The organism is Pseudomonas sp. NFPP04 (genome assembly GCF_900113815.1).
GTDB lineage: Bacteria > Pseudomonadota > Gammaproteobacteria > Pseudomonadales > Pseudomonadaceae > Aquipseudomonas > Aquipseudomonas extremorientalis.
Window position 1 is genome coordinate 140,775 of the sequence record NZ_FOQS01000013.1, and the last position, 14,204, is coordinate 154,978.

Genomic DNA, 14,204 nt, shown 5'->3' on the forward strand with positions numbered 1-14,204 from the left:
ATCTCGCGAAATCAGGCGGCAGCGCGCAGTGGGCGGGCCACGGCCACGCCATCGGTGTCGAACAGATGGCAGTGCGCCGGGTCCAGGTGCAGGTGCAGCGTCTCGCCGTACTGGCTGGCCATGTCGCCACGGATACGCATGGTCAGCGGTTCGCCATTGGCGGTGATCACGTGGCAGAAGGTGTCGCTGCCCAGGCGCTCGCCGACGTCGGCGGTGACGGTCAGGGTGGTTTGGCCGGGCGTGGCGATTTCCAGGTGCTCCGGGCGAATGCCCAGGGTCACCGCGCTGCCGACGCTCAGGGTGGCGCTGCTCAACGGCAGGCTGATGGTGGTGCCGGCATCCAGTTGCACTTCACAGCCCTGGCCTTCGACGTGGGTGACCTTGCCTTTGAGGAAGCCCATCTTCGGCGTGCCGAGGAAACCCGCCACGAACAGGTTGGCCGGCTGGTGGTACAGCTCCAGCGGCGAGCCGACCTGCTCGATACGGCCACTGTTGAGTACCACCACTTTGTCGGCCAGGGTCATGGCTTCGACCTGGTCGTGGGTCACATAGATCATGGTCGCTTGCAGTTCTTTATGCAGGCGCGCCAGTTCCAGGCGCATCTGCACGCGCAGGGCGGCGTCGAGGTTGGACAGCGGTTCGTCGAACAGGAAGATCTTCGGGTTACGCACAATCGCCCGGCCAATGGCCACACGCTGGCGCTGGCCGCCAGACAGTTGCTTGGGCTTGCGCTCCAGCAACGGCCCAAGTTCCAGGATGCGCGCCGCTTCGCTGACTTTGCTTTCCACCAGTTTCTTGTCGACACCGGCCAGGTCGAGGGCAAACGACATGTTCTTGCGCACGCTCATGTGCGGGTACAGCGCATAGGTCTGGAACACCATGGCCAGGTCGCGCTTGGCCGGGGTCACTTCGGTGATGTCGCGCCCGTCCAGTTCGATGGTGCCTTCGCTGACTTCCTCCAGGCCGGCGATCAGGCGCAGCAGCGTGGATTTACCGCAGCCCGAGGGGCCGACGAACACCACGAATTCCTTGTCGTTCACTTCCAGGTCGATGCCCTTGATGATGGAAAAGCCTTCGAAGCCTTTTTGCAGATTCTTGATTTTCAGGTTGGCCATGAGGGGCCTCCGCTAGGAATTATTATTTAACGGCGCCGAAGGACAGACCGCGCACCAGCTGTTTCTGGCTGATCCAGCCAAAGATCAGGATCGGCGCGCAGGCCAGGGTCGACACGGCGGACAATTTGGCCCAGAACAGCCCTTCGGGGCTGGAGTAGGAGGCGATCAGCGCGGTCAGCGGCGCGGCGGCGGACGAGGTCAGGTTCAGCGACCAGAACGCCTCGTTCCAGCACAGGATCAGCGACAGCAACACGGTTGACGCCAGGCCACCCTTGGCAATCGGCAGCAGTACACGGACCATTTCCTGCCATAGGGTGGCGCCATCCAGGCGGGCGGCTTCGAGGATGTCCTTGGGGATATCCTTGAAGTAGGTGTAAACCATCCAGACCACGATCGGCAGGTTGATCAGGGTGTAGATGATGATCAGCGCGATGCGTGTATCCAGCAGGCCGAAGCTCTTGGCCAGCAGGTAGATCGGCATCAGCACGCCCACCGGCGGCAGCATCTTGGTCGACAGCATCCACAGCAGCGTGCCTTTGGTGCGCTGGGTTTCGTAGAACGCCATGGAGTAGGCGGCCGGCACCGAGATCAGCAGGCACAGGGCGGTGGCGCTGAAGGAGATCAGCACCGAGTTCCACGCATAACTGAAGTAGTTGCTGCGCTCGTTGATGTGCAGGTAGTTCTCCAGCGTCGGCGTGAAGATGAACTGCGGCGGCGTGGCGAACGCATCGATCTCGGTCTTGAAGCTGGTCAGCACCATCCAGAAGATCGGGAAGAAAATCAGGATCGCGATGGCCCAGGCCAGGGTGCCGAGCAACAGGCTTTGCAGGCGGCGGGATTGTTGAAGCGTCATGGCGCGGCCCTCAAGGCTTGTCAGTCAGGTTTTTGCCGATCATCCGCACCAGGATGATCGCCGCGATATTGGCGATGACCACGGCAATCAAGCCGCCGGCCGAGGCCATGCCCACGTCGAACTGCACCAGCGCCTGGTTGTAGATCAGGTACGCGAGGTTGGTCGAGGCGTAACCGGGGCCGCCGTTGGTGGTGGTGAAGATTTCGGCGAACACCGAGAGCAGGAAGATCGTTTCGATCATCACCACCACGGCAATCGGCCGGGCCAGGTGGGGCAGGGTCAGGTGCCAGAAGATCGCGATGGCGCCGGCACCGTCCAGGCGCGCAGCTTCCTTTTGTTCCTGGTCGAGGGACTGCATGGCGGTCATCAGCAGCAGGATCGCAAAGGGCAGCCATTGCCACGACACGATGATGATGATCGACAGCAACGGGTAGTGCGCCAGCCAGTCCACCGGCTCGGCACCGAACAGCTTCCACACGGCAGCGAGAATCCCCGACACCGGGTGGAAAATCAGGTTCTTCCAGATCAGCGCGCCGACGGTAGGCATGATGAAGAACGGCGAGATCAGCAGCACCCGCACCAGGCCACGACCGAAAAACTCACTGGCTTCGAGCAGGGCACTGATCAACACACCGAACACCACACTGATCAGCAGCACGCTGCCCACCAGCAACAGGGTATTGGTGGCTCCGGGCAGGAAGCCCGAGTCGGTCACGAAGTAAGCGAAATTTTCCAACCCCACGAACTCGTTTTCACCGGGGTAGAGCAGGTTGTAGCGGATCAGCGAAAAGTACAGGGTCATGCCCAGCGGCACGATCATCCACAGCAGCAGCAAGGCCACCGAGGGGCTGACGAGGAACCAGCCGGGGTTGGCCAGGCGGTTTTTGGCGGGTGTATTCATTAGGGTCAAGACCAGTCAGATACGAATCGGAGCGCGGTCAATGTGGGTGGGGGCTTGCCCCCTCCCACATTTGACTGTGGGTGGGGCTGGGTTATTTGGGGTAACCCGCCCGCTTCATCTCACGCTCGGTGGTGGTCTGCGCGGCGGTCAAGGCTTGATCCACTGTCTGCTGACCGGTCAGCGCGCCCGAGAAGAACTTGCCGACCTGGGTGCCAATCGCCTGGAACTCAGGAATGGTCACCAACTGGATACCGATATACGGCACCGGCTTGAGCGTCGGTTTGGTCGGGTCCGCGACTTTCAACGATTCCAGCGTCACCTTGGCAAACGGTGCGGCTTTCATGTACTCGTCGCTGTAGGTCGACTTGCGCGTGCCTGGCGGTACGTTGGCGACGCCGTCGGTCTTGGCGACCAAGGCACCATATTCCTTGGAGGTGGCCCAGCTGGTGAACACCTTGGCGGCGTCCTTCGCCTTGGAACTGGTCGGGATCGCCAGGCTCCAGGAGTACAGCCACGACGTACCTTTGTCGGTCTTTTCATGAGGGGCAAAGGTGAAGCCGACATGGTCAGCCACTTTGCTCTGGGTCTTGTCGGTGACGAACGAGCCGGCCACGCTGGCATCCACCCAGATCGCGCACTTGCCGCTGTTGAACAGCGCCAGGTTTTCGTTGAAACCGTTGCTGGAAGCGCCCGGCGGGCCGGATTTCTTCATGTTGTCGACGTAGAAGTTCAGTGCGTCCTTCCATTCAGGGCCGTTGAATTCCGGCTGCCATTTCTCATCGAACCAGCGCGCCCCGTAGCCGTTGGCCAGGGTGGTGATCAGCGCCATGTTCTCGCCCCAACCGGCTTTGCCGCGCAGGCACAGGCCGTATTGCTCTTTGCTCTTGTCGGTGAGTTTGCTGGCGAATTCGCCGATCTGGGTCCAGGTCGGGTGCTCGGGCATGGTCAGCCCGGCGTCCTTGAACAGATCGGTGCGGTAATAGGTGATCGAGCTTTCGGCGTAGAACGGCAGGGCGTACAGCGAGCCTTTGACGGACAAACCGTCACGTACTGAAGGGAAGACATCGTCGAGGTCGTAGGACGCCGGCAGATCCTTCATCGGCTCCAGCCAACCCTTGGCGCCCCACAGTGCAGCTTCGTACATGCCGATGGTCAATACATCGAACTGCCCACCCTGGGTGGCGATGTCGGTGGTCAGGCGCTGGCGCAGTACGTTTTCTTCGAGCACCACCCAGTTCAGCTTGATCTCCGGATGCTCGGCCTCGAAGGTTTTCGAGAGCTTTTGCATGCGGATCATGTCGCTGTTGTTGACGGTGGCAATGGTCAGGGTCTGCGCGCCAAAGCTGACGGCGCTGAGGGTCATGCAGGTGGTCATGCAGGTAGAGACGAGCAGTGCTTTTGCTGTGAACTTCATCGCGCACTCCATTTCCATGCCCAGGGGGCTACGGAAGGACAGTTATTGTTGTTGTGTCTTCCTACAAGGAGTCAGGAAGAGTGTGCGTCGATTACAGCCTTGAAACGGCGATGTGACAAATCCTTGGGAGCACTAGGACTGATACTTTTTTGCACTTGAGTTCAGGTGGGGGCTTGACGCCGGCGGGCATCCGAAAACCTGGCGCCCTGAATAGCGCGGTGGGGCCAGGTCTTCGCAGGTTACGATGCTACGACTTAATAGGCTCTTTTTTCATGCGTGGTCAGCTCTTTGATCCACTGTGGGTCCACAGGCTTGCGCCATTGGCCACGGGTGTGAATTTTCAGGCCTTTTGCGTCCCACTCGGCCATCTTCTTCTTCACTGACTCGGTGTACTCGGATGCCCTGCATGAAATTTCGGCCCAGGGGTCGACGATCCAGGCGTCTTTCCATTCGGATTGTGAAAAATCAATGGTGGCTTTACCTCCCGAGGCCGGTCCGCCGACAACTGTGAATACGTGGTCGCCTCCTTCCACATACCATGTTTGGGCCTTTCCTCCGCTTTTTTCGATGATGTTTTCGGATAGCAAAGCCATTTCCCCACAGTTTCCAGCCCCGGACTTCACAATCAGGTTTGGATGGTTCAACGCCCCAGGCGGTACGGTGTTGCGCAACCAGTTAATCGTCATATCTGCGGCCTCAGTGCGGGCCAGGTCCGCTTTTGAGTGCATTTGGTTAGCAGGCCCCAGGCCGGTGGCTTTCATGGAACGGTTCACGCTGTCTTGCGCTTGTTGTGCGTAGAATTTGTTTTGCTGTTCAGCGGTCCACGATGTGAAGTTGGCGGGATGGTCCAGCGCGGTAACCTGGTTGGGTTGCAAGGCAATATCCGCTTTATCAATCGCTTTGGCCCGCTGTAGCTGATAGACAACCTCGCGTTGCTGTTCATCCGTCAGATTCTTGCACATTGCTTTTAACTCATCGATGTCCTCTTTCAAGTAGCCCGTGCGCTCCAGATCTTCAAAGGCAAATTTCAATTTTGGCAGCGCAATGAAATTGGCATCAAACGGTAAGTTGGCAGCACCTTGACGGATGCTGAATTTATTCCGGTAAGCCCTCACCATCGGCAGCTCCCTACGCGTGCATTTATTGAACGTCAGCTGGCTGCCGGGTGTCTCCTCCAATCGTGCGTAGTAGAACTCGGCGGTATCCGCCTCGATCACCAGGTATTTGGCGGTACTGCCGTGTGCCTTGTCGTTAACGATCACCCCACGCAGTTCACGTTTATCGTCGACAGCATCAGTGATGCGGTTGAGCTTGACCACGCGTGTTTCTCGCTCCAGCCCCTCACTGTGTTGTGCGCTGAAAAAGCCGAATTCGGGTTCATTTTTGAGTGTGCCGGTGATTTTTGATTTGTAGACGATGGGCTTGGTCCCAGGCACCGGATGCAATTTTGGCCCCCTTTCGCCGTCGACCATTTTCCAGCGGCGGCGTTCGAAAATCACAAACTGGCCCTTGCGCAGGAACTTCGGCGCTGAGGGAAACAGGCGCACGTGCTCAAGCGCCTGAAGTTCCTGCTTCAATTCGCCGGATACCTCCTCGATGAACTTGGTAAAACAGACGTCGTTGGCACCGCGCTTGACGCGGCCGCCGATACTGGGGGCTGGGCACCAGGCTTCAAAGCTTTCCAGCGGCGTGTAGTGGTCGGCTGACTCCAGGTCTCGTAGCAAGCCTGGTTGGCGAGAGTCGTAGCGGTAAACCTTGCCCTCGTTGATCAAGTCGAAGCCATGGGTGCGCGTGACGGTATAGGCATCTGCGGCCAAAGGCTTTTCGGTGACCAGGGCTTTGGTGCCGTCGGAAAAGGTTTCTTGTTTCAGGACCGAGGATGTGTCAGACACAAAACCCTCAAGCGCAGGACCATAAGCGGCCATGGTCTTTGCGTCGTAGGCATACCACTCATTGCCCTGGCGTATGGCGGTGATGTTGGCCCGGTCCTGAGCCCCGGAAAGCCACACGCTGCCATTGGCCATGTCAGCTGTCTGCTCAGTTAGCTGGCCATCCTGAAGCCGGCTCAAAGAGCGGGTTGATTGCGTGGTAGTGGCAGCCGTGAAGTCCTTGAGCTCAATTGCTTCAACCTCTTTAACGCCAAACTTCTCGATAAACCCCGCGGATACCTTGGCAGCCGCCCAAGATGCAGCAGATTTGGCCAAGCTCCACAAATTGCTGGCGCCCTCTGTGGCAACAAGGATCGCGACATCAATGCCAAGGTCTACGCCTGCTTTCAGGAATTGGCCGTGATAAAGGTCTTCCAAGCTGCTGGTGCCGGGCAAGGAGTGCCATATGGCCTTGAAGAAGTCACGGGGTTGCGTGGCCGTTTCAAGTGTATTGCTGGACCAATTACGGTGAAGGTCGACAAAGTCGGATTTGTACAGGTATGTGGAGTCGACCATCACTTTGGCCAATTTCGATAGTCTTCCAGCCACATAATGGGGGGAGAACGCGTCATTTTCCTGGTGGGCAGGGAAGGACACCGGTAACGGCCAGGGTTCGTTATTGTCATCCAGGAGGCGTTGATCGGTGGCTCTCAAAACGACTTCTGATTTAACCCCCGATTTAGGTTCAGTGCCGGTCTTGAAAGCCTCGGCATCGATTTCCAGGCTGACTTTTTGGCCTAGGGGGGTATCCGGATCAATGTCGGCAATTCTTACAATCTGGCCCCACGTCGGGTAAACCGCAAAATCTCTTCTGGCCCCGTTGTAGATCGACGTGATCACCATGCCGCTGCCGGCGCCTTCAACGTTCAAAAACTCTACGTCGCCATAAAGCAGGCTCTTGCGCTCTTCGACAGGCAGCTTGTTGAGCATGTTCTCGAACAGTGTCGTGGTATGCCGCCTGCGAAGATTGAAATCCGCCTTTATAGCCTTGTCGAATTCATCGTTGATCACTGGAAAGCCAGGTTCCCCGGCCTTTTTACGCAGGCTGTCGAAATCCACATGATTGCCTTCCTGCCCCCAGCTTTCATCCAGCCTGCCTGCTTCATAGATTTCTGCCAGGCTATAGTGTCTCCCGCTGATCAAACCAGCGAGTTCGTTTTCAATCATAAAGCGTTTTTCATAGTCGATATGGCTGCCGAACTGTTCTCTTAGTACTTTCAGTGCCATGTCCCTTCTATTGGGCGCTTCAACTGTTCTCAGCCACTGGACGGCTTCGGCGGTGGCCTGGGTGGCTGCCTGGAGTTTCTGCTGGCTGTCTTTCAATTGCTCCAGGGTGTAGTTGTTCTTATCAACGTTGTTATGGATGGCCGCCCAATCCAATAACGGATTCATTTGCGCGTAGCTGTATATCTGCGCTTCCAGTGCTGAGATAGGCCGGATGTTATGAAGACTCATGATTTCCGGGTACGTCATGTTTGCGGTCGCGCCAGGCGCTGTCCATTCGATCCGGTTGACCGCAGTCGTAAACTCGACATCCTCCGGCGAGCCGAGCGTTACTTGTTTCGGTACATCCTTCACCAGTAATTGCGGTGCCGCCCCTTGTAGAAGCAAGTGCGCAACTGCCGGTGCAAGGTGACGAGGGATGCCTTTGTTCTCAATCAGGTGTTGCGTGAAGCGTTCGCGCCTGAGGTGAGTGCTGCGGCCAACGTTATCGTTGTCGGTCAAATCGGCTCCGGCAATGGTCTTGTGTTGAGTGCCGGCCGTTGGATCAACTTCCAGTATCAGGTACGTCAAAAGCAACTTCCTCAAGCTGGTTGAGGTTACAGCCACCTTAATGCGGGTTTGCAGATCGGTGGCGAGTTCAAGCGCATCACTGCAGGTAAGCAGTTGCTCCAGTGCCTGTTCAGGATCGGTACTGAGGTTGGTAACCCTACTGCTGAGGTAATTGAGGAGCGTGTTATTGGTGCCGATCCTTTTTTTCGCCTCTTCGACCAGCTCATCGCGTTGCGCGGCATTCAGCGGCAGTGGCGTCGACAGGAACCCCCAGCGATTGCCCAGCGGAGGAGAGTGGGGAGCCCGCGTCTGCAAGGCCTTCAGCAAATTGTCGTTGTCTGCTTTTGATGACACTGGGTACCAGTTGTTGTGCGAGATAAATTCGGCAACCGTTGTCACGCCCTTGGGTTGATGGGAAGAGTCTGGATCGACCACAAGGCGCCTGGAGCCGCTGTCCGGTGTCCAGTTTTCCAAGGCTTGGATCAGTCTGTAACGGTCGTTGCTGTCACCCACTGCGGTGTTTTGCCGGGCCAGCCAGCCCACTATGTTTTCTGGGTTATCAGGTGGATTGGGAAATTGTTGGGTGCGGCCCATCAAGGCAGCCTGTTGGTCAAATCTCGTGCTGCCGGGGGTGTCGCTGAGGCTATAAAAGTTGGCCACCCATTGGTAGGGAGCACCGTTGGATTCGGCGTGAAGCAGTGCAATGGGTTGTGTTTGATTCGCGAATGCCTGCGCTGCGGTTAGCACGGGCGCCAGCGCGTCAAAGTAATTGGGGTACTTTTGCGCGAACGCGGTGGCAGTGAAACGCTGTTCTTGCGCCCCAACCTTGCTAACCAGCGCGTTGTCCGTGGGGTCATAACGCAAGGAAGCCAGGTCAACCTTCTGCTCATGCGCCCACGCCTTGAAACCCTGGCTATTGAGGGCTTTGTGCAGGTAGGCCCGCCATTGACCGAACAGGCTGTTGGGCGGTATCAGTTGGATGATTTTCGATGCGGCTTGTTCGGGGGCGAGTTTCAGTTCAAGCATTGCACGATGAACAGTGGTGGCAAGCTCACCTTCGGCGCGCGCCAAAAGGTCTTCGGGGGTGTCCTCAGCTTCCACAAGCGCCGCCCGGCTGGCTTTGATGGCGGCGGCCAGTTTTTCAAGTGGCGAGGGGGAGAGCGGCGTAGAGGCCAGCATTTGCGTCACGGCCTGCTGGTTTTGCCGTACGGCGACAGACTGGGGATCGTTCAACGAGGTGTCGACCAGTGCGCTGAAGGTTTGATTTTGAACCAATGCTAAGCCACGATTTAGCAAGGTGTTCAGTTGGTGTTCTTTCCAGTCGGGTTGTCGGGTGTCTGGCTGAGGGGGCATTTGCTCATTGTAGAAACGCATCACCTCGTTCAGTGTTGCGGTGGGCGGAGCAGGGTAGTGCACATTGGCATGAGAGCCTGCGGCCATCTGCTGCACCGCCTGCTTTATCTTGAGCCAGACATTACTCCACTCTTCTGACTTTTCTGACACATCGTTCAGGGTGAACGTGATTTCCACGCCTTTCACGTTGGCGGTCAGGGTGCCTGTGTCGGGGTTGATGCGGGCCGTCTTGGGATCAAGGCCTTGTTTCTGCGCAAAGTCGGTAAAAGTGGTGCTTGTGAACGCATTCAGAAGCTGCTGGCGAACTTGGTTGAAGGTTGAGTACTCGGGCACTTCATTGAGCATAGGTGGCGTATTGTCATTTCCACCATTCAGCGCTGGCAATTGTTTCAGAAGCGTCTCGCTGCACTGCCATGCCAGCGCCTCGTCGGCCTCCTGAACCCTTTGGGCTGCGGTCAACGGCGCATAGCGAGCGAGGCGTTGATCCAGTTGCTCCGCTGGCAGATCGACGATTTGTTGCTTGGCTTGCTGTTGACGTTGCTTGACGGGGGCATACTGTTGCTCGTAAAGCGGGTCGGAATGACGTAGCGAAGGAAATGTTCCCTCACGAATCAACTGCCCAATGTTGAATAACGTATCCTCATTGTAGTTTCGGGAGTAATCATGGGGCAGTGGCATGCCATAGAAGTTGGTAATCAGCTCAGGAAACGCCCGGTCTCGCCCGAAAAATCTGAAAGGTTCACGACTGGAGCCCGCCACTTTTGTGACCGCTTTGAAAACCGCCGATGTTGCCTTTGAAAAACTGTCTTTGCCGTACTGGCTGATATCAATGTCGTGGTCCTCCTGCTGCAGGAGGAGGCGCCCGGCGGGGTCGATCACCAACGATTCAATATCGATGTCATGGGTTTGGGCAAACGATTTGAAGGGTTCCGAGCGAAGCGCATCATCCAGCTCGGCAAGGGCCAGGCCAAAAGTGGAGTCGGGCTCGACGTGAACCGTGTATTGGGTGCCTTTTAGAGCCAGCTCTTTATCGTTAAGCAACGCGTTGATCAGGGTGTAGGCTGTATTGATCGCCAACTCCGCATCAGCCTTGTCAACCAACGTGTCGGCGAACTTGCGCAGCGAGGCGTTGCCTGTGTCCTGGCTGGGGGGCGCGTTCTGCAGATCTCGACGTAAGCGCGAAGAAACAGGACGAATTTTTGGCGCGCTGGGCACGGGACTATCAATGATTTCTTGAATCAACTGGTCGGTGTTTTTTTGCGGATCGAGCGCACTTGGCTGACCAAGAAGTTTCTCGACCTCTGCCCGTACTGCGGGAGCTGCCAGCGGATCAGGCGAACTCATCACGTGTTGCCTGATCTGCTCGAACAGGCTTGATTGTTCTTTTGTCGCTCTGAATCTGAGCAAGGATTCAATGCGCTGACGCGTGTGATCCGGCAGATCAACCGGCGAGGTGAAAGGTGTCTGGCGTTGGTCGATGGGGTTAGCGAAAAGTCCGATGACGATGGAGGTGACCGAGACGCGGAGCGGGCCAGCCGGTGGTTTCGGGTTATCACGCTGCGCAGTGGTTGTGCGGTGGTTTGAGACTGGAAGCCCGATCATAAGAAGTCCTCAACAGCAGCGGATATAGGCAGGAAATTCCGCGCAATGGAAAATGGAAGACACTTTTCTTACGTGGCAACCAGCGCTGTTAGGTTCCTTTTGAATTCCCCTATAGATCTATCTAGGGAGGCGTCGCAGTTTCAGGCGAGGTTCTGCTCAGTCAGTCGCTGCACCGCCAGGCGACGGTAGTGGGAAGGGGTCATGCCCTTGAGTTGCTGGAAGCGCCGGTTGAAGTTGGAGATATTGTTGAAGCCCGACTCGAAACACACATCCGTCACGGCTTTATCCCCATCGGCCAACAACTCGCAGGATTTGCTGATACGCAACCGGTTGACGAACTCGATGAATGTGCGCCCGGTGGCCTGTTTGAACACGCGAGAGAAGTAAGTGGGCTTCATGCCCAAGTATTCCGCCACTTCTTCGAGCGGCAACTCCCGCGCGTAGTGGGCGAAAATGTAGTCTACGGCGCGGTTGGTGCGGTCGATGCTGTGTTCATCGGCCAGTTGCGGCGTGGTCACACCGGAAAGCAGTTGGTAGTCCTCACAGGCGCTCAACACGTCCAGCAGGATAAAGAAGTGCCCCAGGCGCGCCATGCCTTGGGCGTCCTCGATGCGTTGCATCAAGGTCATGGCCTGGGCGATGGTCTTTTTGCAGCGAAACTCGATGCCGGACTGTGCCCGCTCCAGCAGCGGCGCCAGGCTTTTGAGTTCGGCGAAGATGTGGCTGCCGTGCTCGAACAGCTCATCGGTGAAGTTCACCAGCATGTCGCGCTTGGGCACCACCTCGTCTTCCTCCACCTGGCTGATCCAGTTATGGGGCAGGTTGGGGCCGGTGAGGAACAGGCTTTCCGGGTAGAAGTTGCCGATGTAGTCACCGATAAACACCTTGCCGGAGCTGGCGACGATCAGGTGCAGCTCGTATTCCTTGTGGAAGTGCCAGCGCACCAGCGGGCAAGGGAAACCGTGTTGGCGATAAATAATGGACAGGCCGTTGTGGTCGTCCATCAGTTCGTAGGAAGGGTCGGTGATGCGCGTTGCTCGGGTCATGCTGCCGTCGCTTTATTGTGGTTGCTGCGTAGGATAATGCCCCCTTGCGCACGACCTCGCCAGCGTCGATGTTTATACGTTGCGGTTTTTTGCCTCGATCCACTGGGACATGTATTGCGTACTTTTGTGGGCATGGTGGCGCAGCATGCTGCCGGTGAAGTTATCGCGGCGATGGGCCGAAAGGCGCCCGCGGCACTGCTCCAGGCAGGCCACCAGCGCCGGGCCATGGATGTTCTGGTCATACCGTCTGGCCAGCAGTCGGCGACCGTCCTCCTGGGCCTGGTTCCAGCGTTCACAGTCTTGATACAGGGCCACCGCGGCTGCCGCGAGGGCCGGGGCGCTTTGTTCCACGGCACCAGGCCACGGCTGTTCATCCCCCATGGCCTCGGCACCGATCGGCGTGGTGACGTTTGGCGTGCCGCACAGCATCGCATCCGCCAGCTTGCCCTTGATCCCGGCGCCGAATCGCAAGGGTGCCAGGCAGATGCGCGCCGCGGACATCACTTGCAGGGCGTCTTCGGCCCAGTTCATTACATGAAAGCCCTGCGCCGGGTTGTGCAGGGCCGTGGCTTTGGGCGGGGTGTAGGCGCCATAAATGTGCAGTTGCGCTCCCGGGAGTTGCTGGCGGATCAGCGGCCACAGGCTGTTCTTCATCCACAGCACCGCATCCCAGTTGGGGGCGTGGCGGAAGTTGCCGATGCTGAGGAAATGGGCGCGGTCTTCAAATGGCGCGAAGGGCTCGGTCGGCGGTTCCAGCATCAGCGGGCACCAGTGGAGCAGGGCGGCGGGCACCTTGAACTGCTCGGTGAGCAGGCGTGCCTCTGCGTCGGAGATCATCAGGCTGATGTCACAGCGATAAATCGCGGCGATTTCGCGCTTGGCAATGTCAGTGTCGGCCATTAGCCGGAATTCTTCGTCCAGGGCCAAATTGAACAGGGCGCTGAAGTCGTTACTGTCTGGATGCGTCCTCAGGTGGTCCTTGAGGTGCTGGTGCCGGACATCGCGCAGGCTTTGCAGGTCGCTGGTTTCCAGGACGCGAAGGGCATCGGGGCATTGTTTCTCGACACGCCAGCCAAACTGCTCTTCCATCATGAAGCGGTCGAACAGCACGATATCCGGGGCGAGTTCGCGGATAAAATCATCGAAACTGCTGTTATTGAGTTCGATTAGGCATTCGGCGATGCCCAGCGCGGGCAAATCGGCCTTGTGCTCGCCGATGGTTGCGGGGCTGCTGAAGGTTATGTCCCAACCTTGTGTCAGAAAGCTCTCAAGAATCTGCATCATATGCCCGCCTGCGGCCGAGGAACGCGGCTCCGGCCAGACATAACCAATGACCAGGACTTTGGTGGCAGGCTGATTCATCAACAACAGGTTCCTTGAAGGGCAGGGCGATCGGCGCGCAATTAAACCATAACCGGCGGCATGAGAATTTATGTCTGGCGGTAGGTAGCCATCGCACTTTGTGGTTAACTTCCGCCTCTCGAATTCGTTTCATCAAACCCAGCATAAGGATTCTGTTCATGGCTCAAGTCACCCTTCGTGGTAATCCTGTCCAGGTTGAAGGCGAACTGCCGAAAACCGGCTCCACCGCTCCTGAATTCAGCCTGGTTGCTGTCGACCTGTCGCAAGCGACCCTGGAAACCTTCGCCGGCAAGCGCAAGGTTCTGAACATCTTCCCAAGCGTTGATACCCCGACCTGCGCGACCTCGGTACGCAAGTTCAACGCCCAGGCCAACGACCTGAGCAACACGGTCGTGCTGTGCATTTCCTCTGATCTGCCGTTTGCCCAGAAGCGTTTCTGCGGCACCGAAGGCCTGGACAATGTGCTGAGCCTGTCGGACTTCCGCAACGCCGACTTCGCTGTCGACTACGGCGTTTCCCTCGCCGACGGCCCACTGCAGGGCCTGACCGCCCGCGCCGTGGTGGTACTGGACGAGAACAACACTGTGCTGCACAGCGAGCTGGTTGCGGAAATCGGCCAGGAGCCGAACTACGAAGCAGCCCTGGCTGTTTTGAAGTAACTGTTTCGGTACGTTACTGTCGTTTTGCAGTAACACGCGTGATGCATGATTGCGGCCTGGCCTAGTCCAGGCCGTTTTTATTTGTGTCTCAACTGCTTAGCGAAATAGCGGGCAGACTAAGATCAGAAGTTAAAAGTTGTAAGCCCAAGGTAAATAGCCGGTAAAGGCGCTTTTCTAAATGCGCCCCAGTGCTTATCT

8 protein-coding genes are annotated in these 14,204 nt (G+C 57.6%); 1 reads left to right on the plus strand and 7 read right to left on the minus strand.

Annotated elements, in window-relative coordinates:
- Positions 1-11 precede the first annotated feature (11 nt).
- The 7 genes from BM017_RS23875 to BM017_RS23905 form a co-directional block, all read right to left on the minus strand.
- Complete coding sequence (locus BM017_RS23875; RefSeq protein ID WP_092249058.1) at positions 12-1,115, minus strand: ABC transporter ATP-binding protein; 1,104 nt, start codon at positions 1,113-1,115, stop codon at positions 12-14.
- Between the two features lie 22 nt (positions 1,116-1,137).
- Complete coding sequence (locus tag BM017_RS23880; protein WP_003173672.1) at positions 1,138-1,968, minus strand: carbohydrate ABC transporter permease; 831 nt, start codon at positions 1,966-1,968, stop codon at positions 1,138-1,140.
- 10 nt (positions 1,969-1,978) lie between these two features.
- On the minus strand, positions 1,979-2,869 hold the full coding sequence (locus tag BM017_RS23885) for a carbohydrate ABC transporter permease (protein WP_071490600.1): 891 nt from the start codon (positions 2,867-2,869) through the stop codon (positions 1,979-1,981).
- 91 nt (positions 2,870-2,960) lie between these two features.
- Positions 2,961-4,244: an ABC transporter substrate-binding protein gene (locus BM017_RS23890; RefSeq protein WP_371858640.1), complete on the minus strand. Its 1,284-nt coding sequence runs from the start codon at positions 4,242-4,244 to the stop codon at positions 2,961-2,963.
- Between the two features lie 293 nt (positions 4,245-4,537).
- Positions 4,538-10,939 (minus strand): hypothetical protein, encoded by a 6,402-nt coding sequence (locus BM017_RS23895; RefSeq protein WP_092249060.1) that lies wholly within the window; start codon positions 10,937-10,939, stop codon positions 4,538-4,540.
- A 140-nt stretch (positions 10,940-11,079) separates the two neighbouring features.
- A complete protein-coding gene (locus tag BM017_RS23900) occupies positions 11,080-11,985 on the minus strand; it encodes an AraC family transcriptional regulator (RefSeq protein WP_071490598.1) in 906 nt (301 codons plus the stop codon).
- Between the two features lie 72 nt (positions 11,986-12,057).
- Positions 12,058-13,347 carry a glycosyltransferase gene (locus tag BM017_RS23905; protein ID WP_092249062.1) on the minus strand — a complete coding sequence of 430 codons (1,290 nt, stop codon included), beginning with the start codon at positions 13,345-13,347 and terminating at the stop codon, positions 12,058-12,060.
- A 158-nt stretch (positions 13,348-13,505) separates the two neighbouring features.
- On the opposite strand from BM017_RS23905, the gene tpx reads away from it, so the two are divergent.
- Complete coding sequence (tpx, locus tag BM017_RS23910) at positions 13,506-14,006, plus strand: thiol peroxidase (protein WP_092249064.1); 501 nt, start codon at positions 13,506-13,508, stop codon at positions 14,004-14,006.
- Positions 14,007-14,204 lie beyond the last annotated feature (198 nt).